We start from the raw sequence: 22,008 nt of genomic DNA, 5'->3' as shown, positions 1-22,008 counted from the left end.
GCGGCAGACGGCGAAGGGCCCCGCGCGTGAGAACGCGCGGGGCCCCGGTGGATCACGGTCAGGATGCGTTGATGGCGACGTCGTCGAGTACGAAGCTCGTCTGCAGTGCCGAGTCCTCGGTGCCGCTGAACGATAGCGTCACCGTCTGTCCTGCGTAGGACGACACGTCGAAGGTCTTCTGCACGTATCCGCTGGCGGCGTTGGCGTTGCTGTAGGTGGCGAGCGTGGTGCTGCCGATCTTGACGGTCAGCTTGTCGTAGACGGTGCTGCCGGTCTCGCTGGTGTCGATGTGCAGCCAGAAGCTGAGCGAGGCCTTGCACCCGGACGGGATGGTCACGGACTGGGTGGCGCTGTCGGTGTGGGTGGTGCCGTATCCGTCGAGCCAGGCGAAGTAGCTGCCGGAGTGGGCGGTCTCACCGCTGCCGTTGGAAGAGACGACGCCGGAGGTCGTGGTCCACGGTGTGGTGCCGGACTCGAAGCCACCGTTGCTCACCTTGTTACCCGGCGAGGAGCAGCCACCGCCGACCGAGTTCACGGTCCACGTGAACGACGCCGACCCGGAGGCTCCCGTGGAGTCCTTGGCGCTGATGGTGACGTTCGAGGTGCCCGCGGTGGTGGGCGTGCCGGAGATCAGGCCGGTCGAGGAGTTGATCGACAGCCCGGCGGGCAGGCCCGTCGCGCTGTAGGTCAGCGTCTGGCCCGAGGTGGAGTCCGTCGCGTTGATCTGCAGGCTGACCGCCGTGCCGACCGTGCCGGTCTGGCTGCCCGGGTTGGTCACCGTGACGGTGTTGCCGCCGCTGGAGCCGCTGCCGAACGCCGTCACCCCGTTCGGGGTGCCGAGCCCGGTCGGGCCGTCGTACCCGGAACCGGCCGTGCACAGGTACGAAGGGCTGCACGACCCGTTGCTGCCGGAGGTGACGTCGTTGAGCGAACCGGTGTGAGCGTACGGGTAGGACGCCGGGTAGGCCCCGGACGCGGGCGGGCCCGCCAGGGCGTACACGCCGGCGATGAGCGGCGACGACGCGCTGGTGCCGCCGACGACCAGCCATCCGCCCGTCCCGTAGGTGTCGTAGACCGCGAGGCCGGTGTTCGGGTCGGCGACGGCGGAGACGTCGGCCACCGACCGCTTGGAGCAGCCCGAGTCCTTCTGCCAGGACGGCTTCGGGTCGTAGGAGGAGCAGCCGGATCCCGCACCGGACCAGGCCGACTCGCTCCAGCCGCGCGAGTTCGAGGCCTTGGACAGCGAGGTCCCGCCGACCGCGGTGACGTACTGCGACGCCGCCGGATACTCGACCCCGTACCCGCTGTCACCCGAGGACACGGTGATCGCGACACCCGGGTGGTTGAAGTACGTGGAGTCGGTGCTCGTGTCGCTGGAGTCCTCCGAGCCGCCGTAGCTGTTCGACACGTACTTGGCGCCGAGGGAGACCGCGGTGTTGACCGCCGTGCCGAGGTCGTCGGTGGACGGCTGGCTGGCCTCGACGAGCAGGATGTGGCAGTTCGGGCAGGCCGCGGAGACCATGTCGAGGTCGAGGGACTCCTCTTCGCCCCAGCCGGAGTCGGCGGTGGGCGGGGTGCTGCCGCCGGTCTCGTTGACCTTCTTGAAACAGCCGTTCGCGGTCGTGCAGGCGGACAGGCCGTACTGGGAGCGGTAGGTGGCCAGGTCGGACTCGGCGTTGGGATCGTCGTAGGCGTCGACGATGGCGACGGTCTGACCCGATCCGGCGGATGAGGACGGCAGGGCGTACGCGCTCTGCAGGTCGGAGGCGCCGAGCCCGGAGGGTGCGAGGTTCGGCTGGATCCCCTTGCGCGCGGTCACGTCGGTGCGTACGAGCGACAGGCAGGCCATCTGGCCGTGACGGGTCGGGGTCGCACACGCCCGCTTGACCGGCGCGGACAGGTGCGGTGCGGCGGCGGGCCGGGCGACGGAGGGGGCCGCGGAGGCGTGCGCCGGTGCGGTGGTGGTCAGCAGGGCGACGGGCAGGGCGAGTGCGGCCACGAGGGTGAGGCCGAGGCGTCGCAGACGAACACGGGTGGATGGGGGTGACATCCTTGCTCCCTTTCTGGCGGGAGGCCGGATACGGCGGGGTCGACCGTTCTCCGGCCGTTGACACCACGGCTAGTGGTGTTGCGCGCAACGTAAGATCCGGATATAAGGCGGTCAATGTTCCTTTACTTTCTTTTGACCCAGGGTGTCCGGTTCCGGACTTTTTGGGACCGAGCGGGGTGGCGCGGACACGCCCGGTAGCGTGGGAGGCGTGGCGGAGATGGGAGATCTGTCCCAGCAATTCATCGACTTGGGGCTGACCGGATATGAAGCGCGTGCCTATCTCGCGCTTCTCGCCCGAGACCGCTACACGGCGGCGCAACTCGCACGCGAATCGGGAGTGCCCCGCCAGCGCATCTACGACGTGCTCGCAGGGCTGACCGAGCGCGGACTGGTCCGGGTACTGCCGGGAGGCACCACCCGATACACCGCGGTCGAGCCGGCCTCGGCGGTCGAGCGCCTCATGGCCGCCCGCCGGGCGGAGATCGACCGTCTGGAACAGGCCACGGTACGGCTCGTCGAGTCACTGGCGCCCGTCTGGTCCCGTGGCAGGCAGGAGAGCGACCCCCTGGACTACGTCGAGGTGCTGCGCGGCCGTGAGGTGCTGGGCGAACGAATCGGCGAGATCCAGGCCGATGCCCGACAGGAGATCCTCGCGGTCGCCAAACTCCCGTACCTGCTCGACGACAACACCGCCGGCGCCACCACGATCCGGCGACTGACGCGATCAGGCGGACGCGTCCGGTGCGTCTACGAACGCGCCGCCCTCGACGACCCGGCTCTCCTCGCCGACATCCGGCGCTACACCGCCGCTGGGGAGGAGGCGCGGGTGGCCGCCAACCTGCCCATGCGCATGTGGATCGTGGACGGCGTCCGGGTGGTGATGTCGCTGCGCGACCCGGTGGCGGGGTCCGGCTCCACCACCAACATCGTGATCGAGCACGCCTCCCTGGCACAGTGCCTCACGTACGCCTTCGAGACGATCTGGACCGGCGCCGACCCGGTCACCTGAGCGCGATGACGGTCCGGTCAGTGGATGATCATCTGGTGCTACCATCCCCCGGATGAAGGCGGCAGCTCTCGAACAGGCGCTGCGCGATCACCCTGACGATCTCGTCTCGTGGCGTGCCTATGCGGACCGGTTCCTCGAACAGGGTGACGCCCGCGGTGAGCTGATCAAGCTCGCGCAGCGTCACGCGCAGGCCCGTCCCACCGATCGCGATGCCCTGGAACACGAGATGGACGCGCTCGTGAGGGAGCACCGGCAGAGCTGGGACGCGGCGCTGCCGCCGGGGGCGACCGTCCTGGCGCGTCGGCACGGATTCGCCACGAAGGTCGCCGTCGAATGGTCCGACAGTGCACCCGTGCTGATCGAGCAGGTCATGCGGGCCCCCTTTGTGACCGCGCTGCGGATCGCACCGGCCGCCGATGAGTCAGAGGAGTACTGGGAAGAGGATTACGACGAGGAACCTGAGCCGACCTCGTCTCCGGACCTCGACACCGGCGCGCTCGCGACGCTCAACATCGGCCGGCTCGTCGAACTCGATCTCTCCTACTTCCGCATCGGCGCGCTCGGGGCCCAGGCCCTCGCCGTCTCGACGTACTTCCGCCTGGAGGCGTCCGACGCCGCCTCGACCGTGATGGGGGGACTTGAGGCGCTCGACCTGCGGTACTCCCGCATCGGCGACGCCGGCCTGGCGGCCCTCGCGGCGTCCCCGTACTTCAGCGGCGCTCGCCGCCTGCGCCTCCAGCGAAACCTGCTGACCGCGGAGGGTATACGCGCGCTCCATCGTTTCGAGGGGTTGGCCGAGCTCGACCTGCGATACAACGAGATCGGCGCGGAGGGGGCGCAGGCCCTGCTCGAGGCGCCGTTCATCGGCTCGCTCCGGCGGCTGCTGCTGTACCGCGACGACGTCGGAGACGCCGGCGCGAAGACGCTCGCGTCCGCCCCTGGACTCCCGCCCGCGCTGCGCAGTTACTGGAGGAGTGTATGAGCATCGAGCTCCGCGATCGTTTCTTCGCGCTGTCGACCGGCAGGGCCCCCGCCGAAGAGGTCGCCCGGTACCGCGCCCAGGTGGACGCGACCGACAGCGAGCCCACCGCGACGCTCGACGGGCTGGCGGTCTGCTGGCACCCGACGTCACGGTTCAAGGCGGTGCGCTTCGTCGATGCCGAGCGCCTCGACGCCGGCGTGCGCGACCTGTTCGCCCGGCCCAGTGAGACCGCGCCGTACCTGGCCGCCGTCTTCGTCGATCCGAGCGAGCTGTCGTTCCGCACGTTCGAGAACATCCTTCCGCTCGACCGCCTGTTCGCGGACGCCGGGCCGGACCTGGAGCTCATCGAGCTCACCGAGCGCGCGGAGTTCGCGAAGGAGGCGTACTCGTTCGCACTGCGGCTCCCGGCCGCTGCCCGCGCCCGCCTTGAGCACCTTGACTCGCTCGACCTCTACGTCCCGCCGCTCAACGCCGCCTCGCGCGGCGGCGACCGCTTCATCTTCCACTCGGCGCTGCTCGCCGAGGCGCTCACCGCGGCGGTGGCCAAGGCGATGCCGGAGTCGTCGCTCGACGGCTTCTCGCACGTGAACCCCGTGTTCCGCTGCAACCGCTTCGAGCCGGGCGACGCCAACTTCCACCGTCACCGCGACACGCCGTACTACGACGCCTCCCGTCGGCACGTCTCCCGTTACACGGTCCTGCTCTACCTCACCGGCGGGTCGGGCGCGCCCGCCCTCGACCTCACCGGGGGCGGTGCGCTCGCGGAGATCGAGCCCTTCACCTGTGTGATCTTCGACCAGCGGTACGAGCACGAGGGCGCGCCCTACCACGATGGCCGCAAGGTCTTCCTGCGGACCGAACTCGTCTTCACCGATCCGGACGTCACGCACGATCCCGAGATCGGCGCGCTGTTCAGCAAGGCCTGTTATCTGACCGGCGAGAGCGTCTTCGCTCCCGAGCTCGCCCGCCATGTCGACGCCTACTACAACCAGGTCGCCGCGGCGCACTGGAACGGCCTCGCTCCCGGTTCCACCCGCGAGCCTTTCGTCCACAAGCGGTTCCGCGGCGCGCATTTCGTCGCGAACGGCTATGACTTCTGGTTCGCCAAGAGCGACGAACTCTCGCCGGCCGAGTGCGCCGCGATCACGCTGCTCGACTATTTCAACTGCAAGGTCGGCGACGCCTCGTTCCGTTCCCTGTGCGACTCAGAGGTGATCGAGGCCGACGGCACGGACTGGATCCCGCCCTTCCTCAAGGACAAGCGCGCCCTCGAGGACGAGCGCGGCGAGTCGCCGCTCGCGCCGTTCGACAAGTCCATGCTGTTCCCCGAGCCAGAGAAGCCCGACACCCGCGAGCTGCCCGACTGTGCTTGCGGGATCTGCAGCGGAGGCATGATCGGCCCCAATAATCTCGACACCACGCGCAACGCCGACATCATCGAGCACTACACGCGCGCACAGGACTCCGCGAAGGCGGACATCATGCCGGCGCCGATTCTGATGCTCGGCGAGGACGTCCTTCTCGATCCGAACAGGTTCGTCGTTGAGGGCAACCGCATCCACGTTCTCGGCAAGGAGTCGCTGACGCCGGTGAACTTCGCCTCCTGCCAGGGCGGTCCCCCCGTTCCCCCGGCCGAGGACTTCATCACCACCGCGGCCACCGTCGACGTGGCGCACTTCCTCGTCCCGCCGATCCTGTTCGCCGAGTCCGCCGACTGCTATCACCTGAAATTCGACTTCTTCCGTAACTCCTGGATGGTGAATCACGAGCAGTCCACCGTGTCCGTCCCGATGATCCGTCCGCTCGAGGACTCCGACCTCGACGGGGACTGGGAGGACTACGACGACGAGGAGTGGGAGGACGACGAGGACGAGGACTACGAGGACGAGGATTCCCCCGCCGGCGCGCCGGCGGAGGCATCGACGGCCCAGGTGAACTGACTACCCTGACGCGGACAGTTCGCCCATCCGGCCCAGGGCGGTTATCCAGAAGCGCTGCCGTTCCGGGGTCTGCCCGACCAGGTAGGTGGCGCGCAGCTTCGGCGGCAGGTACGGGAGCAGCCGGGCCACGACGTCGAGATGCTTCTCCAGCTGGGACACCTCGGCGTTGGAGAACACCTGGTGGACCAGGTCGGTGTCGTCGGTGCCCTCCTCGGTCGTCTCGGCCGCGCTCGACAGCCGGGCCTCCCAGCTCGGGCAGTTGCCGGCGAGCTCCGCCAGGCCGATCTGCGGCCGGTCGGCCAGGCGGGCCTCCAGCCCGGACAGCGGCACCGGCGCGTACTCGCCGTCGCCGAGATAGATCAGGCCCGACTGCAACGGCATGTCCGCCTGATGCAGCTTGATCAGCCGCTCCAGAGTGCGCTTGGTGATCCAGTCCCGGCCCTCGTCGTCGATGTCGTTCTTCCACCACTCCAGGACCGTCTCGGCCGTCTCACCGTACGTCGATATCAGCCACTCGTTGGCCGGGATGTCCTCCGGGAGCACCTCGTAGCTGATGGTGAACCGGCTGGCCTGGGCCACGTTGTTGCTCGTCACGAGCAGCTTGCGGCCCAGGTGGTACGGCGGGTTCTGCAACGCCACCTGCGCCCGCAGGTTCGGGATCGGGCGTCCGGCGAGCGTCCACTCCTGGGTGATCTCCATCAGCTTGGCGAAGGTCGCCTTGTCCTTCGGCCGGTTGTACTCGTCCCAGACCAGCACCTTGGGCTTCGGGTCGAGCAGCGACCGGGCGAGCATGGCGTCCAGCGACCCGTCCCGGGTGGGCACCGGCACGCACAGGTCCTCGACGTTGGTCACCGGCAGCGAGAAGTAGACCGGTTCCTCGCCGGTCTCCTCCCTGGCGATCTGCTTGGTGATCTCCGTCTTGCCGCACCCGGGCGGACCCTGCAGCAGGACCGCCCAGCGGTGGGTCATCGCGGCCCGGAGGATGCGACGGACCGGGTCGGCCACGGTGGCCGGGTTGCGCGCACCGACCGCCGCGGCGATGCCGTCGAGCACTTCCGCGGTGCGGTCCCGGCCCGGCTTACCGTCCTTCCTCTCCTCGGCCAGCGCCAGCCGGTGGCCGTTCAGCAACGGCAGTCCCCAGGCCAGCGGGAACCCGGCGCGGGCGCAGTCGAGAACGTGCTGCAGGGTGCGCGGCGAGAACAGGTGACGCAGGTGGGGGCTGAGCGCCGCCCACTGCCGGAACACCTCGCGCAGATCCCAGTCGGGATACCGCTCGGCCAGCGCCTGCCGCCACGCGGTGTCGTTCGCCGTCAGCCGGATGGTGACCATCCGGTCGAGAATCGCCAGGTCGGACCGGCGTACGCTGGTCTCGGCCAGCGACTCGTTGTCGGTGAGGAACACCCCGACACAGCCCAGCTCGCGCAGATCGTACTCACCCAGGGTCCAGTTGCAGGCGAGCTGCATGAGCTGCGACTGCACGGTGTTGCCGGCCTGCAGCGCGTCGTCGATGAGCAGGACGAACGGCTTGCCCGGAACGAGCTGCCGCATGATGAGCTGGCGGAGCACCAGCTCTCCACTGCGATCGTCGCGTACCGGGGCGTTGACCAGCAGGTCGTCCGGGGCGAGGTTGGCCGCGGGCAGGACCACCAGGGTGGTGCCGGGGAACCGCTTCGGCACGTACGACACGAATGTGGACGTCTTACCGATGCCGTGCTCGCCGAAGATCTGCCCGGTCTGGCCGATGGCGATCATCGCGTCGATGAACTTCTCGAGCTTCGCCGTGGGGCCGGGCGCGTCCGGGTAGGTGGCGGTGGTGTTCCAAGCGGGCACTACGGCGTTCTCCTCGGTCATCGTCCGGACGTGACCCGATGGCAGGCCATCGGGCGGTGATGGCGTTCCGGCCAGTCATCGCCGTTGTCGGTGATGAGCCAGATCCACCGGTCGGGATCGGCGGGGGTGACGTGGGGCGCGTACCCGTCGGTCACCATGATGATCGCGTCGGGTTCGGCCTCGAACCGCTTGCCGTTCACCGCGAGCCGCCCCTCGGCGTAGTCGACGACGTTCTGGAAATCGGTACCGCCTCCGCCCGACACGCGTTCCCCGGGGACGAACGGCACCACGACGCCGTCGAAGCTGAGCCAGTGGCTCTCCACCCCGTCGGTCCGCCCGACCAGGGTGGTCAGCCACTCGACCACGGAGTCGGGCATCGAGCCCGATGTGTCGAACGCGATGAGCACGACCTTCAGCCGCTCCGGTCCGCGCCGGGTCAGCATCGGGTCGTGGCCCAGCGCCAGCATGATCGCGCCATGCTTCTTCGGGTAGATCAGCCGGTCGCTCTCGTCCAGCTTCGAGGCGAGCACGTCGGTCAACCACTGCTGCCACCAGTCGATCCGGCGGGTCGTCGGAGTGGTGCCGCGCAGTTTGTCGAGGCCCAGGCCGCCCCACAACCGCTCCAGCCGTTCGCCGCCGTCGGCGGTGCGGTCGGCCAGGTCGAGCAGTTCGCCGCGCGCCGCGGGATTACCGCGCAGCGCGGCCTGCATCACCTCGCGTAGGACCTCGTCGCCCACATGCTCCACGGTCTCGGCGTCCATCGGGACGCCCCACCGACCGGCCCGGCCGCCTCCCCGCCCGAGGCCGCTGCTCCGGTCACCGTCCCGCTCATGGCCGCCGTCGCGGTCGCCGTCCCCGTCGGTCTCGTCGCCGGAGCCGGCGGCGCCACCGCCCAGGTCACCCTCCAGGCGGATGCAGTACGTCGGCCCGGGCTCGTGGAGCGTCTTCATTCGGCGCAACTCGCCGTACACCGTGAGGTCGGTGTAACTGAACTCGTCGTACGGCAGCGGGGACAGCCCTTGCCGCCGCAGGTCCTCCCGGTACGCCTGGTAGACCAGCTCCGGGTCGACGCCGACCGGCTCTCGCGGCTCGGTGCCGGCTCCAGCGCCGCCGGCCGGATCGGTGTCCCGGCCACCGGGCCGGGCGCGTGCCGGAATCGTGGGCAGGCCGGCCGGTTCCAACCGACGCAGGGCGACGTGATTGATGGCGACTTCGGCGGCCAGCGTGAACGCCGGGTCGGTACGCAGGTCCTCGTCCACATAGAGGTGCCGGTGCATCAGGTGCCGGGCCTCGTGGAACAGCACGAACTTGACCCCGTCGTAGCCCAACTCCAGGAAGAAGTACGGGTTGTAGAGCAGAGCACAGCTGCCGTCGCCGGTGGCCACCACCGCGGCGGTGGGGACCGCGACGGTGGGAATGTGGTGATGGCACTTCGCGTACAGCCAGGACGCCACCACGCTCTGTCCGACTCCGAAATCCAGCAGTGCGGACTCCTTGCGCCGCCGGGCCTCCTCGACCACCTCCGGGTCGCCCGGCTCCTCCGCCATCAGCCGACGCAGGTCCGACAGGCGGGGCTCACGAAGCAACGACACCTCTGCCTCCCGATTCCCATTGGCCAGGGCGAGCCCGTCGGGCATGCCGCTTCCCCGCGGACGGTCCGCTTCCATCGTGATCGATCTTGTCCCGCCCGCAGGCACGATAGCGGGCCGATGCGACGAAATACGCCGTCGATCGATCAGCGGTACCGGACACGCCCTGGAGCCGAGACGGAAGTGCCCCGCTCTGTCGCCGAAGTGACAGAGCGGGGCACGAAGGGAACGGATCGCCCCTGATGGTCAGGCGCCGCCGCAGGTGAGTACCGGGTTTGCCCAGTCTCCGTGGTCGTTGCCGTTGCCGTCACCGCCGTCGCCCACGGACAGGTCGAGGACCTGGCCGCCGGTGACGGGGACGTCGATGTCGACGGGCGTCGACTTTCCGTTCAGCACCGGGGTGGTGGTGAGCACCTTTCCGTCGAGGATGACGGAGAAGGTGACGGTGCCCGGGTCGCCGTTGTCCACGCCCACGGTGGCGGTGAACCGGCTGCACTGACCGGCGAGGTACACCTGGACGTCGCTGGGTGAGTTGGTGCCCAGGCCCTTGGCGTACACCGTGCCGCCGAGCTTGAGCGGGGTGCCGTCGCCCGCCGCGGTGTTGCCGACGCTCTGGTCGCGTTCCACCGGCCCCCATCCGTTGGTGGCCGACATGAACGGCAGGTCGCTGACCTGGTCCTTCCCCGCCGGCGGGGCGGACGGTATCGCGGTGATGACCCGTTCGTCGGCGACGGTGGCGGGCCGGCCGCGCTGGACCATGGTCGCGGTGGCCGTGAACGCGCTGGTCTTGTCCACGGTCGCGGGCGCGGTGACGTCCCAGCTGAAGGTCGCCGACGCGCCGGGTTCGATCCGCTTCGCGCCGGACGGGGCCGGCTGCGGGTTGACCGTCCAGCCGTCCGGTGCGGCGAGCTTGGCCGTCACACCGAAGGCCGTGGGCTGGTCGGCCGGCACCGAGACCGTCGCCGTCGCGGTGAAGTGCTGCCCGGCGCCGGCCGATCCGGGCACCTGCAGGCCGACCTGCGCACCGGGCGCGGCGGGCATGGCGTAGCGCGCCCGGCTGTACCGGGGGCTGTCGTTCTGCGCGACGCCCAGCGAGGAGGCGTAGCTGCCGTAGTTGGTCAGGGCGACCGTGCCGAGGCCGCCGGTGGAGCCGTCGAGGTTCCAGACGGCGATGGCGATGCGGTTGCTCCCGTGCGGGTTCAGTACGCCGTTCGGGATCGGGAAGCTGTGCTGCGGTCCGAGGTAGTTGACGTAGTTGCCCATGTGCCAGCCGTTGACGTAGACCTCGGCGCGGTACTTACGGGACGGGTTGTCGGTGAAGGCCAGGCCGAGCGAGGTGTCCTGTCCCTTGGGCAGGTTCAGGTCGGCGTCGGTGGTGTACCAGGAGACCCCGGGGGTCGTGTCGGTGGCGGGAAGCCGCACGGGGGACCAGTTGTCGGTGGGGTAGCCGGGCAGCATCCAGCCGGCCCGCTCGCCGTACAGGCCGCCGGTGGCCAGCGGGCCGCGCACGGTGTCGACGGGGGTTTCGCCGCCGCGTACACCCTGCAGCCGCCAGGTGACGGTGTTCAGCGGGTCGCCGGTGAGGGTGGCGCCGGTCAGACCGCGGGCGGCCTTGTTGCCGTTGGACTCGTTGTAGTCCTCCTCGTGGCCCATGTTCACGGTGAGGACGGACAGGACGTTGTCGCCGCCGGTGTGCGCGGTGCCGGCCGGGAAGGTGTACGTCTTCTGGCCGTCGGAGGTCGAGCTGCCGAGGAAGGTGCCGTTGAGCCACACCGAGGAGGCCGCGGCTCCGCCGCCGCTCTGAGTGCTCAGAGTGATGCCGCTCTCCTTGCCGGTGCCGGTGAACCGGCCGCGGTACCAGGTGCTTCCGGTGTGGAAGCCGTAGTCGTCGGCGAACAGCACCGGGAGCGAGCCCGGGGAGGTGGTGCTGTTGGTGGTGGTCTTGTCGGCGGTCTGCCAGGTGGAGTCGTCGAACCCGGGCTGGGACTCGGGCGACTCCTGCGCGTGCCGCCAGTCGGTCAGCGCGGGCAGGGTGATGGGGGCGGCGGTGGGCAGGGTGCCGGTGAGGCTGCCGCCGTCGCCGCGCTTGGTCGTGACCGGCCGGCCGTTCCAGGTCAGGGATCCGGCGGTGGAGAAGACCTCGACGGCGCCGTCGGTTCCGGTGTCACCGGTCAGGGCGAGGGCCGTGCCGTTGGAAGTCGCGTCGCGCAGCAGGTGGGTGCCGCGGACCAGCACCGGGCCGGCCGCGGTGTCCCGCCGCCAGAAGGTCTTGGCGGTGGCGGTGTCCGCGAGCAGCAGGAGCAGCGGGTGGGCGCCGCCGGTGATGCTCACGCGGGTCAGGCCGCTGTGCTGGTAGTTCAGCCGCAGGTCGCCGGTTGCCGGGTCCCAGGTGGAGTCGACGGTGCCGCCGGTGGCCGTCACGGTGGGCTTGGCCGCGTAGTGCAGGACGGTCTCGCCCTGCGAGCCGTGGTCGCCATAGAGCACGGCGACGTCCCGGCCGCCGATGGTGGCGTTGGTCATGACCTGCGAGGTGGAGTACCGCAGCTGGTTACCGCCAAGGTCGTACCCGGCGACGATGATCGTGGACTCCCGGCCGTTCAGGGTGAGGGCGGTGCCCGCCTGCTGCGGGATCGTGTACACCGGTGCCGGCGCCGAGGAGCCGGTGAGCACGTCGATCGCGTCGATCGTCACGAACGAGCCGGACGCCGCCGCGTTCTTGTCGCCGGTCACGACGATCTTGAGCGTGTGCGGTCCGTTGGCGAGGCCGGTGGCCTGGTAGGCGACGTACTGGTTCTGCTTGGCGGCCCCGTACAGGTCGACGGTCTTGACCTTCGCGCCGTCGAGGTAGACGTCGGCGATGCCGTGGTTGCCGTCGAGGTTGCTGATCCACTTCACGCCGGTGCCGGTGAAGTCGACCGAGGCGCTGTCGCCCTGGGTGTTCGAGAAGGACTCGGTGTGCTTGTAGTCGCCGCCGGTGTAGTTCTGCTCGGGGCCGACGTGCGACCACGTGCCGGTGTAGTGGAGGGCCGCGTCGGGGTCGTCGTAGGTGTATCCGGGGTGGGCGCCGAAGTCGAGCGTCACGTGGGCGGAGTCGGTGGTGGTGGCGGTGGAGTCGCTGTGCCGCAGGACGTGGAACTGGGTCCCGGTGTCGGGGTTCATCCGGGCGGTGTCGGTGACCTTGGCGTTGTCGGTGGTCGCGGCGATCGCGTCGGTCTTGGTGAGGGGCGCGACGGCCTGGGTGAAGTAGCCGATCAGCTTGTCCTGGTCGTACTTGGGATCGAGCTGGCGGGTCTCGCGGATCGCGGCGCCGTAGTCGTAGGAGGTGTAGTTCTGCGGCATGCCCAGCCAGCCCCAGTTGGTGCCGCCGTAGGTCATGTAGAAGCTCTGCTCGGTCGCGCCGACCGCGATGTTCTGCTTGTAGAACACGTCGGCGAACTGGTCGTTGATCAACTGTGCGCACTTGTCGTAGCCGGGGCCGCCCCACGGGTCGAAGGCGCCGCCCTGGAACTCCGCGGTCGCCAGCGGCTTGCCCGCCACATGGTCGTAGCTGATGTCCGGCACGCCGCGCCACTTGGTGGGGTTGGAGCAGTTGAAGCCCTGCGGGTACGAATCGGCGGCGTCCACGTCGAGAGCGGCGTCACCGGCGTTGAACGTGCCGTTGTTGTTGCCGACCAGCGGGACCTTGATGCCGTCGGCCGTCGCCTGGTTCTCCAGGTGCTTCATGTACGCCCGGCCGGCCGCGTTGCCGTTGTAGTACTCGTTCTCCACCTGGTACTCGATCACCGGTCCGGTGCCGTCGGTGAACTGGTGGCGGGCCAGGATGCGGTCGATCCGCGTCTGCCACTCGTCGCTGTACTTCAGGTACTTCGGGTCGCCGGTGCGGGTGTTGCCGGCCTTGGTGGAGAGCCAGCCGGGGAAGCCGCCGCCGTCGACCTCGGCGTTGATGTACGGGCCGGGGCGCGCGATCACGTACAGGCCCACCTGGTCGGCGATGTCGAGCAGTTTGTCCACGTCGCGTACGCCGGTGAAGTCGTAGACGCCGGGCGCCGGGGAGTGGTAGCCCCAGTCGAAGTAGAGGGAGACCGCGTTGAAGCCGGCGGCCTTCATCTTCTGCAGCACGTCCCGCCACAGGTCCTGGTTGGGCAGCCGGAAGTAGTGGAACTCGCCGGACCACAGGTACGTACGCCTGCCGTCGATCTTGAACGAGTAGCCGTCGTAGGTCACCGAGTGCGCCGTCCCGGCGGCGGCGGCGGCGGGGGCCGCCGCCGGGACGGGTGCGGCGTTCGCCACCGAAACGGTGCCGACGCCCGATCCGAGCAACGTCAGGGTCAGGATCGCGGCCACGGCCGCGCGCGAGCGGGCCAGGAGTCGCAGGATGCCAGGGAGCATGTTTCGGGGCCTCGCTTACCGGCGGGACGCGTTTAAAGCTGTGTAAACGCGCTGTTTCGTGTGTGCAGTGTGAGGCCTGCGAAAAGAGCCGTCAAGGGCCGGTTCGTGCCGCTTTTGGCCTCACATGGGGATGAACGGACACGCCTGCACCAAGGCGGCAGCGTCAGCGATGCGGTCCGCTCTGACCGGGCGAGCATCACCGCCTTGAAGCAGGCGCGAAACCGACACCCTTCGATGTTGAAAAATGTTCGTTTCGAGGTGACTGGGATCTGCTCGATTTCACAGGGAAGGATTTTCACGGGGGCTGTCACAGGCGGTGGCGCTGTCCGGTCTTAGCTGGCGACCGGGTGCCGAACCGTGCCCGGCGGACAGGAAAGGCATGTCATGAAGATCGTTGTCATCGGCGGTACCGGCCTGATCGGGTCCAAGGTCGCGGCGCATCTGCGCGAGCAGGGTCATGAGGTGGTGGCGGCGGCGCCGAGCACCGGCGTCAACACCCTCACCGGCGAAGGCCTGTCCGAGGTCCTGACCGGCGCGTCCGTGGTGGTCGACGTGTCGAACTCGCCCTCCTTCGAGGACGCCCCGGTGCTGGAGTTCTTCCAGACCTCCACCGGCAACCTGATGGCCGCCGAGGCCGCCGCGGGTGTCGGGCACCACGTCGCGCTGTCGGTCGTGGGGACCGAACGACTGCCCGACAGCGGCTACATGCGGGCGAAGCTCGTGCAGGAAAAGCTGATCGAGGGCTCGTCGATCCCGTTCTCGATCGTGCACGCCACGCAGTTCTTCGAGTTCGTCCGCGGCATCGCCGACGGCGCCACCGACGGCGGGAGCGTCCGGATCGCCCCGGTGTCCTTCCAGCCCATGGCGAGCGACGACGTGGCCCGCGTGGTCGCCGACGTCGCGGCCGGAGCGCCGCTCAACGGCCGGGTGGAGACCGGCGGGCCTGACCGGTCCCGGATGGACGAGTTCTTCCGGAAGGCCCTGGCAGCCTGGAACGACCCGCGCGAGGTCGTCACCGACCCCCACGCGCGGTACTTCGGCACCGAGCTGAGTGAGCGATCCCTGGTACCGGGGGACGACGCGATCCTCGGCAAGATCCACTACGGCGCCTGGCCCGGCCGCATCCCCGCCACCAAGTAACGACGATCCCGCAGGGGGGTACCTCTCGTGTCGGATAGAACGCAGAAGGCCAGATCGACCGCGTGGCAGACGGCGCTCACCACGCTGCAGGAGGCAGAGCCGCCGTTCATCCCCGCCGGGGTGCACGTGATGACCGTGGTCATCGAGTACCCGCCCGGCGATCCCGGCGCGCCGCCGCACCGCCACTCCGGCCCGGCTTTCGGGTACGTGGTGGAGGGCGAGATGCTGTTCGAGCTCGAAGGCGAGCCGGAGCGGGTCGTACGCGCGGGCGAGGCGTTCTGGGAGCCGGGCGGCGACGTCATCCACTACCAGGACGGCAACAACCGCGACGACGTCCGGCTCCGCTTCACCGTCACGATGCTGTGCGAGCCGGGGAAGCCGATGCTCACCCTCGTCGATGAGGACGAACTCGCCCAGCGCGCGGACCGCCGCGCCCCTCGGCCGGCAGGACGCCCGTAGGAGCCGTCGCGGCTCCTTAGGAGCGCCTGTCCGGAGCGGGAACGAGGAGTTCGGCCCGTACGATGCGCCGAGCGGCACGATGCAACAGCACCGTGGAGGACGCGCCATCCGGTGCGGGGACTGCTCGGGCGGTGATCACGCCTGCGGGAGTCCCCAGACGCAGCGTGCCGTCGGCGGTCGGCCGGGCGACGCGGTGGGCGAGGGTGCCGGGGACGGCGGCCGCGGTGGCCAGGGCGATGGCGGAGGTGAGGCCGATCGCCGGGTGCGGCGCGTGCATGGAGACCATGCGCACGGCCAGGTCGTACTCGTCCTGGTCGACCAGCGTGCCCTCCGTGGTGCGGAACGCGGCCGGGCGACCGACGATGCCGACCTTCGGCACCGCGTGGCTGACCGGGTCGTCCGGCCCGGCCAGGCCCATCGCGACGGCGGCCTGACGGCGCAGCGCGGTGAGCGTGGGGACCACGGTGGCGAATTCGGCGACGGATTCGGTGCCGTCGAGACCGAACGCCTTGGCGTCGAAGAGCGCGACGGGAGCGCCCGAGTCGATCAGGGAGGCCTCGACGGGACCGTCCCGTCCGGCCAGGGTGTCCAGGGGGCGGCCGGTGGGCAGGGCACGGCCGGTGACCGAGCCCGCCGGGTCCTGGAACCCGAGCAGCACCGGAACACCGAACGCGGACGCACCGGGGACCACGGCCGTGCCCTCGTCAGGAGGCACGAGGCCCGGAGTGGGGATCGTCCCGGTGAGCCGGGCCCCGGTGTTGGTGTTGACCATGCGGACGGTGGTGGCGTCCGAGGTGATCGATACGAGGCCCCGGTGGAGGGCGTAGAGCGCCACGGCGGTGGCGCAGTTACCGCAGTTGCCCGCCCACTCCACGCGCTCGTCGCCGACGCCGACCTGGGCGAAGGCGTACTCGACGTCGACGCCGGGCTCGGCGGACGCCCGTACGACCGCGGCCTTGGACGTGGTGGAGGAGGCGCCGCCGACACCGTCGATCTGCCGGGGGTCGGCGGCGTTGAAGGCGGCGAGCAGCAGGGTGTCGATGTCCACCCCGGTCGCCACGACATCCTGATGCTCGAAGATCCAGCACTTGCTGGTTCCTCCGCGGACCATCTCCCCCTGCAGACGCAACACAGCTGACTCCTCGTGGAACCGGCGGCCTCCGTTGGGGGGTGCGTTCCACAGTGGGTTACCTGCTGTGAGGTCTCGGGAATCTGCAGGGGCGTTATGCCGACGTTAAAGCTCGGCCGTAGCCGGCTTCGAGGTGCGGATTTCGTCGTTTCTTCGAACGTTCTGGCCGGTCAGGGCTTGCGCCCGATCCCACAGAACTGGTCACCGTCGCCCGACGGGGAAGCCTCGCCGAGAACGGGACGCCAGCGGCTGCACGGCACGACACCCGGCGGCACGAGGTCCAGGCCGTCGAAGAACTCGGCGAGCCGCTGCGGGGAGCGCATCGTGACCTGACTCGGGGCGGACTCGTTCCAGTGGCGTACGGCGTCGTCCATCGACTCGCCGCTGCCCTCGTTGGTGGAGTGGGTGAGCACCAGGTGGCTGCCGGCGGGAACCGCGTCCAGCAGCCGCTTGACCGTGGTGAACGCCGCACCGTCGTCCAGGAAGATCAGTGATCTGCCCATCAGCATGAGCGCGACAGGTCGGCTGAGGTCGAGCGTGCCGTCGATGGAACGCAGGATCTCGTCCGGTTCGTGGAGGTCGGCGTAGATGTAGTCGGTGACCCCGGGGGCGCCACTGGTCATCAGGGCGCGGGCGTGGGTCAGCACCATGTAGTCGTTGTCCCCGTAGACGATGCGTGACTCCGGGGCGACCGCCTGCGCGATCCGGTGCGTGTTGTTGGAGGCGGGCAGACCGCTGCCGATGTCGAGGAACTGACGTAGGCCGGCCTCGCCGACGAGGTACTGGACGGCCCTGCCGCGGAACGCCTCGTCGGCCTGTGCCATCGCGACGACACCGGGAAGAAGCACGCGAATCTGGTCGGCGACCTCGCGGTCGACGGCGAAGTTGTCCTTGCCGCCCAGCAGGTAGTTCCAGACACGCGACGGGTGCGGGACGCTGACGTCGATCTTGGCCGACGGCTTCCGGCCGTGGGCGAAATCTTCTTCTCCCATTGCCGCCTCTTCTATGGGTATCAGTCCGACACGTCCCCTGACCGAACACCCTACTGGTTAGGCGAGTGCCCTCATGTCCGCACATCGCCACGCCGCGCCACTTCGTGCATATATGACTCTTTTTTCCGATTGCCGCTTCCATCGGCACCCGGCGTGAAAGCCGCTGAAAGCGCCGTTGACGGGACTGATGAGTCGACTTAGCTTCGCGGATGCAGCGTCTCGAGCATTGGTCGAGATACCGAACGGAGGCTGAGGGGTGACGATGCGCAGAGGCTTCCCTCGCAGGGCCGCCGCCATGCGAACCACGCGCCTGCGGCGTGCCGGACTGGCCGTGGCGGCCGCCGTCGCCGCCTTCACCACCATGACCGGAACCGCGCTCGCCTATCCCGACCCGGGTACGGTCACCGGCGCGACCGGAGTGCACGATCCGTCGCTGACCAGGACCTCGGCCGGCCGGTACTACGTGTTCTCCACCGGCGCCGGGCTACCGGTGACCACCTCGACCGACCGGACCGCCTTCTCCTCCGCCGGGAAGGCACTGCCCAGCGGTGCCTCCTGGGCCGCCGCCTACACCGGCGGCGACCCGGCCGCGCTGTGGGCGCCCGACGTCTCCTACCACGGCGGTAAGTATCTGCTGTACTACGCCGCGTCCACCTTCGGCTCCAACACCTCGGCGATCGGCCTGGCCGCGAGCACGTCGGGCGCCCCGGGCACGTACACCGACTACGGCAAGGTCTATTCGTCCTCCAGCAGCAGCGACTACAACGCCATCGACCCGAATCTCACGGTGGACGCCTCCGGCAAGTGGTGGCTGGCGTTCGGCTCCTGGTGGACCGGGATCAAGCTCATTCAGATCGACCCGAGTACCGGCAAGCAGGTGTCCTCGAACACCACGCGATACAGCCTGGCCAGTGCCTCGGGCGGCATCGAGGGCTCGAACATCTTCTACCACGGCGGCTACTACTACCTGTTCACCTCGCGCGGCCTGTGCTGCCGCGGCGTGAACAGCACGTACTGGATCGCGGTCGGCCGCTCGACCAGCATCACCGGCCCGTACTCCGACCGGAACGGGACGTCGCTGATGAGCGGTGGCGGGACCGCGGTGCTCGCCTCGCACGGGAGCTATATCGGCCCGGGCGGCCAGATGGTCTACCACGACGCCGACCACGACCTGCTCGTCTACCACTACTACGACGCCAACGCGAACGGCGCTTCAAAGCTCGGCATCAACTACCTCGGCTTCGACTCAGCGGGCTGGCCGTACGCCTACTGACCGGGTTCCTCGCCCGTACTGAGGAGGTTCCATGTGGACGATGCGCAGGCAGCCGGCCGGGATGGTCGCGGTCCTCGCACTGGGATGGGGCGCGATGACGGCGGCCGTCGGCCCGGCCGCGGTCGCGGCCCTCAGCGACGGTGGTCCAGGCGACGCCGACATCGCCTTCGTGGGGCGCTGGACGCAGTCGGCGTCCGACGCCGTCCCGAACTGGACCGGCGCCTACCTCAAGACCTCCTTCACCGGGCGGACCCTGCACATCAAGCAGCGCGACGCGGTCAACATGTACGTCAGCATCGACGGCGCGCCGGAGGTGTTCTACGCGGGCGTACGCGGCACGGTGAACCTGACCCCGACCGCCCTGGCCGCCGGCACCCACACCGTCCAGGTCTCCTACCGATCCGGCGACACGATCTTCCAAGGCTTCACCTTCGACTCCGGCGCCGGAACCGTCGCCCCGGTGATCTCGCCCAAGCTGATCGAGTTCGTCGGTGACTCCATCACCGCGGGGTACCTGTCGTCGAAGCTGGCCGTCACCGCGTACGGCTGGGTGCTCGGCGAGAAGCTCGGCGTACGGCACGTCCAGATCGCCCGCGCGGGCTACTGCCTGGTCATGACGGCCGACGGGTGCACCGGGCAGAGCACGCAGTTCTTCCGGCTGGCGAGCACCGGCACCACGGCCTGGGACTTCACCCGCTACCAGGCCAGTGCGGTCGTCATCAACCTGGGCACCAACGACGTCGGCCACGGCGTCACCGACGCCACCTTCCAGTCGACCTACACCGGCTTCCTGCAGAACATCCGGGCCAAGTACCCGAACGCGGCGCTGTTCGTCATGGAGACCTTCAAGCGGCGGTACGTCGCCGCCACCAAGGCCGCCGTCGCCGCCCGCAACAGCGCCGGCGACCGCAACGTGTACTTCGTGGGCACCGAGGGCTGGCTGACCGACAACGTCGACTACGCCGACGGCAACGGCCACCCCAACGACGCCGGCCACATCAAGATCGCCAATGACCTGGCCCCGATCATCGCCCCGAAGATCGGCGTCCCGATCCCGTAGGGGAGCCCGCCATGTGGAAACCGCTGCTCGCAGCCCTGATCGTCGTCCTGGCGACAGGCCGGCTCGTCGCGCAGGCGGCGACCGGCGATGGCGGCCCCACCGACCCGAACATCGTCTTCACCGGACGCTGGGACACCAGCACCCCGACCGCCTACACGCCGTACTGGGCGGGCGCGTACCTCACGACCGGGTTCACCGGCACGACGGTCAGGCTCAAGCAGCGCGGCACGATCGACCTGTACTCCAGCATCGACGGCGGCGCATGGGTCTACCGGACCAACGTCAGCGGCACGGTGAACCTGACGCCGACCCCGCTGGCCGCCGGCAGCCACACCCTGCGCGTCTCCTACCGGGTCGTCGCCGGCTCGTACCACGGAGACGCGGTCTTCCAGGGGCTGGCCCTGGACTCGGGCGCGAAGACGTACGCCGCGCCGACTCCAGCCAAGCTCATCGAGTTCGTCGGCGACTCCATCACCGTCGGCACCACCACGTCGCAGAACGCGCTCACCGCGTACGGCTGGCTCATCGGCGAACGCCTCGGGGCACGGCACACCCAGATCGCCCAAGGCGGGGCCTGCCTCGTCGCGACGGCGGACGGCTGCGTGGGCCTGGAGCAGCAGTACACCAAGCTGAACCCCAACGCCGCCAACCCGTCCTGGGACTTCGGCAGATACGCCGCGAACGCCGTCGTGATCAACCTCGGGACCAACGACGTGGGCCACGGCGTCTCGACCACGCAGTTCCAGGGCTCCTATACCAACCTGCTCGCCACGATCCGGGCGAAATACCCCCGCGCGTACATCTTCGCGCTTGAGACATTCCGCAAGAGGTACGTCACGCAGACCCAGGCCGCGGTCAACGCCCGGATCGCCGCCGGTGACACCGCGGTCTCCTACGTCCCTACCGAGGGATGGCTGACGAGCACCGACTACTCCGACTCGGTGCACCCCAACGACGGCGGGCACGTCAAGATCGCCAATCGGCTGGCCCCTGTCATCGCTGCCAAGCTGTAACCGGAGATCACGGCCTCGCCGATGGGGGGCCGGGAACGCGGACGCCTGCGCCCTATCGGGGCCCGGCGTGCAGGGGGGACGCCGGGCCCCGATCAAAGGGGGCCGGGGGAGGAGGGCAGGCTTGGCTCCCGTCACCATCCAGCGTGCCGGGGGTGCAGCCACCTGAAACCGGGAGAAACCCCCCATCGACTACCTGGATCGAGACTCGCCATCCCACGGGGACGCCCGATGCCTACTTCAGTCCGGCTTCGCGCATCACCTGCCGGACCGTCTCCTCGAGCGGGCTGGTCTCGGCGATCACGGTCTCGCATCGGCCGGGCAGGAGGTCCAGCGGCCGGTACCACTCCCGCATGTGCTCGGCCCCGAACTCCTCCCGTTGCGGCCGGCTCGCGTGTCGGCGGAGCGTCTCGTCCCACGATGCGTCCAGGTAGAACCACGCGCCGCGCGGGTGGTCCCGGCGCAGGGCCCGCAACATCGTCCCGTACCGCTCGGCGGCGAGTATCCCTTCCAGGACCACGTGATACCCGGCTCCGAGCGCATGGCGGGTGATCACATCGATCAGCCCGATGTTCACCCCGCCGGGCACGTCATGCTCGCGCAGCATCTCGCGCCGTACGACGTCCTGGCTGACGATCGCCAGGCCGCGGCCATAGGCCGCCCGCACCGCATGGGCGACGCTCGTCTTGCCCGACCCGGAGTTGCCCCGCAGGACGATCAAGGCGGGCAGGGCCGTTGACGTACGCCCGCGCGGCGCCGGCCTCACGACGGCATCATCACGCCGCCCGGTGTGGAACGCCTCGGACACCGGGGCCGGCACGCCGGGCCTCGGCCTGCCGGGCGCGACGCTCGGCAGCCGCGCTGCGGGCCGCGGCCAAGCCGGCGCGAACCTGGGCGGCACCGGTGCGGGCGGTCGCCGGATCGACGACCCGGCCCGCGTACTGGGCCAGCACCTCTTGCACCGGTGGCGGGTGCGCCGGCTCCCGGAGAGCCAGAGCCGGCGGGGGACCGCCGTCGGCGGCGGCGAGCACGAGTGACGCGTGACAGCTCGGGCAACTCAATGCGGACCGGTCGTCCTTGCACATACCACGGATCATTCCCCGCACCACTGACAAAACAAGCACCATGCGGTCGGCTGACTAATTGATCGGGCTTT

16 protein-coding genes are annotated in these 22,008 nt (G+C 69.5%); 9 read left to right on the top strand and 7 right to left on the bottom strand.

Going from position 1 to position 22,008, the window contains the following annotated elements:
* Positions 1–58 precede the first annotated feature (58 nt).
* On the bottom strand, positions 59–2,050 hold the full coding sequence (locus ACQP2O_RS42710; protein WP_433174923.1) for a putative Ig domain-containing protein: 1,992 nt from the start codon (positions 2,048–2,050) through the stop codon (positions 59–61).
* 217 nt (positions 2,051–2,267) lie between these two features.
* Here ACQP2O_RS42710 and ACQP2O_RS42705 point away from each other — a divergent pair, with 217 nt between their 5' ends.
* From ACQP2O_RS42705 to ACQP2O_RS42695, 3 genes are read left to right on the top strand one after another with little or no spacing between them, the layout of a single operon-like run.
* Positions 2,268–3,059: a TrmB family transcriptional regulator gene (locus ACQP2O_RS42705; RefSeq protein WP_433191344.1), complete on the top strand. Its 792-nt coding sequence runs from the start codon at positions 2,268–2,270 to the stop codon at positions 3,057–3,059.
* Between the two features lie 52 nt (positions 3,060–3,111).
* Complete coding sequence (locus ACQP2O_RS42700; RefSeq protein WP_433174922.1) at positions 3,112–4,041, top strand: hypothetical protein; 930 nt, start codon at positions 3,112–3,114, stop codon at positions 4,039–4,041.
* The gene (locus tag ACQP2O_RS42695; protein ID WP_433174921.1) at positions 4,038–5,981 is read left to right on the top strand and encodes a hypothetical protein; all 1,944 of its coding nucleotides are present in this window, start codon (positions 4,038–4,040) and stop codon (positions 5,979–5,981) included. The genes ACQP2O_RS42700 and ACQP2O_RS42695 overlap by 4 nt, the downstream gene beginning before the upstream one ends.
* Here ACQP2O_RS42695 and ACQP2O_RS42690 read toward each other — a convergent pair whose 3' ends face one another.
* From ACQP2O_RS42690 to ACQP2O_RS42680, 3 genes are all read right to left on the bottom strand, one after another.
* Positions 5,982–7,832: an ATP-binding protein gene (locus ACQP2O_RS42690; RefSeq protein WP_433174920.1), complete on the bottom strand. Its 1,851-nt coding sequence runs from the start codon at positions 7,830–7,832 to the stop codon at positions 5,982–5,984.
* The gene (locus ACQP2O_RS42685; protein ID WP_433174919.1) at positions 7,829–9,448 is read right to left on the bottom strand and encodes a DUF2201 family putative metallopeptidase; all 1,620 of its coding nucleotides are present in this window, start codon (positions 9,446–9,448) and stop codon (positions 7,829–7,831) included. Before ACQP2O_RS42685 ends, ACQP2O_RS42690 begins: the two co-directional genes overlap by 4 nt.
* Positions 9,449–9,646: 198 nt before the next feature.
* Entirely contained in the window at positions 9,647–13,789 is a 4,143-nt protein-coding gene (locus ACQP2O_RS42680; RefSeq protein ID WP_433174918.1) for a beta-galactosidase, read from the bottom strand.
* A 384-nt stretch (positions 13,790–14,173) separates the two neighbouring features.
* Between ACQP2O_RS42680 and ACQP2O_RS42675 the strand changes: the two genes are divergently transcribed.
* A complete protein-coding gene (locus tag ACQP2O_RS42675) occupies positions 14,174–14,929 on the top strand; it encodes an SDR family oxidoreductase (protein WP_433174916.1) in 756 nt (251 codons plus the stop codon).
* Between the two features lie 27 nt (positions 14,930–14,956).
* Complete coding sequence (locus ACQP2O_RS42670; RefSeq protein WP_433174915.1) at positions 14,957–15,388, top strand: cupin domain-containing protein; 432 nt, start codon at positions 14,957–14,959, stop codon at positions 15,386–15,388.
* Between the two features lie 16 nt (positions 15,389–15,404).
* Here the strand turns inward: ACQP2O_RS42670 and ACQP2O_RS42665 are convergent, their stop codons facing one another.
* Both ACQP2O_RS42665 and ACQP2O_RS42660 read right to left on the bottom strand, forming a co-directional pair.
* Positions 15,405–16,520, bottom strand: coding sequence for a PrpF domain-containing protein (locus ACQP2O_RS42665; protein ID WP_433174914.1), 1,116 nt, complete (start codon positions 16,518–16,520; stop codon positions 15,405–15,407).
* Positions 16,521–16,687: 167 nt separating this feature from the next.
* On the bottom strand, positions 16,688–17,509 hold the full coding sequence (locus tag ACQP2O_RS42660) for an SAM-dependent methyltransferase (RefSeq protein ID WP_433174913.1): 822 nt from the start codon (positions 17,507–17,509) through the stop codon (positions 16,688–16,690).
* Between the two features lie 295 nt (positions 17,510–17,804).
* On the opposite strand from ACQP2O_RS42660, the gene ACQP2O_RS42655 reads away from it, so the two are divergent.
* The 3 genes from ACQP2O_RS42655 to ACQP2O_RS42645 are packed head-to-tail and all read left to right on the top strand — an operon-like array spanning position 17,805 to position 20,855.
* Complete coding sequence (locus tag ACQP2O_RS42655; protein WP_433174912.1) at positions 17,805–18,782, top strand: arabinan endo-1,5-alpha-L-arabinosidase; 978 nt, start codon at positions 17,805–17,807, stop codon at positions 18,780–18,782.
* Positions 18,783–18,813: 31 nt separating this feature from the next.
* A complete protein-coding gene (locus ACQP2O_RS42650) occupies positions 18,814–19,842 on the top strand; it encodes a GDSL-type esterase/lipase family protein (protein WP_433174910.1) in 1,029 nt (342 codons plus the stop codon).
* A gap of 11 nt (positions 19,843–19,853) precedes the next feature.
* Complete coding sequence (locus tag ACQP2O_RS42645; RefSeq protein WP_433174909.1) at positions 19,854–20,855, top strand: GDSL-type esterase/lipase family protein; 1,002 nt, start codon at positions 19,854–19,856, stop codon at positions 20,853–20,855.
* A gap of 232 nt (positions 20,856–21,087) precedes the next feature.
* On the opposite strand, the gene ACQP2O_RS42640 is transcribed toward ACQP2O_RS42645, so the two are convergent.
* The gene (locus ACQP2O_RS42640) at positions 21,088–21,618 is read right to left on the bottom strand and encodes an AAA family ATPase (protein ID WP_433174908.1); all 531 of its coding nucleotides are present in this window, start codon (positions 21,616–21,618) and stop codon (positions 21,088–21,090) included.
* Between the two features lie 22 nt (positions 21,619–21,640).
* On the opposite strand from ACQP2O_RS42640, the gene ACQP2O_RS42635 reads away from it, so the two are divergent.
* Positions 21,641–21,889 (top strand): hypothetical protein, encoded by a 249-nt coding sequence (locus ACQP2O_RS42635; RefSeq protein WP_433174907.1) that lies wholly within the window; start codon positions 21,641–21,643, stop codon positions 21,887–21,889.
* Positions 21,890–22,008 lie beyond the last annotated feature (119 nt).

It is taken from the genome of Actinoallomurus sp. CA-150999 (assembly GCF_050942425.1).
Lineage (GTDB): Bacteria > Actinomycetota > Actinomycetes > Streptosporangiales > Streptosporangiaceae > Actinoallomurus.
This window is presented reverse-complemented; position numbering and strand designations above follow the sequence as displayed.

Bases quoted from the DNA above. Each gene is read 5' to 3' on its own strand.
- ACQP2O_RS42710 (WP_433174923.1), bottom strand. From the start codon at position 2,050: ATGTCACCCCCATCCACCCGTGTTCGTCTGCGACGCCTCGGCCTCACC.
- ACQP2O_RS42705 (WP_433191344.1), top strand. From the start codon at position 2,268: ATGGGAGATCTGTCCCAGCAATTCATCGACTTGGGGCTGACCGGATAT.
- ACQP2O_RS42700 (WP_433174922.1), top strand. From the start codon at position 3,112: ATGAAGGCGGCAGCTCTCGAACAGGCGCTGCGCGATCACCCTGACGAT.
- ACQP2O_RS42695 (WP_433174921.1), top strand. From the start codon at position 4,038: ATGAGCATCGAGCTCCGCGATCGTTTCTTCGCGCTGTCGACCGGCAGG.
- ACQP2O_RS42690 (WP_433174920.1), bottom strand. From the start codon at position 7,832: ATGACCGAGGAGAACGCCGTAGTGCCCGCTTGGAACACCACCGCCACC.
- ACQP2O_RS42685 (WP_433174919.1), bottom strand. From the start codon at position 9,448: ATGCCCGACGGGCTCGCCCTGGCCAATGGGAATCGGGAGGCAGAGGTG.
- ACQP2O_RS42680 (WP_433174918.1), bottom strand. From the start codon at position 13,789: ATGCTCCCTGGCATCCTGCGACTCCTGGCCCGCTCGCGCGCGGCCGTG.
- ACQP2O_RS42675 (WP_433174916.1), top strand. From the start codon at position 14,174: ATGAAGATCGTTGTCATCGGCGGTACCGGCCTGATCGGGTCCAAGGTC.
- ACQP2O_RS42660 (WP_433174913.1), bottom strand. From the start codon at position 17,509: ATGGGAGAAGAAGATTTCGCCCACGGCCGGAAGCCGTCGGCCAAGATC.
- ACQP2O_RS42655 (WP_433174912.1), top strand. From the start codon at position 17,805: ATGCGAACCACGCGCCTGCGGCGTGCCGGACTGGCCGTGGCGGCCGCC.
- ACQP2O_RS42650 (WP_433174910.1), top strand. From the start codon at position 18,814: ATGTGGACGATGCGCAGGCAGCCGGCCGGGATGGTCGCGGTCCTCGCA.
- ACQP2O_RS42645 (WP_433174909.1), top strand. From the start codon at position 19,854: ATGTGGAAACCGCTGCTCGCAGCCCTGATCGTCGTCCTGGCGACAGGC.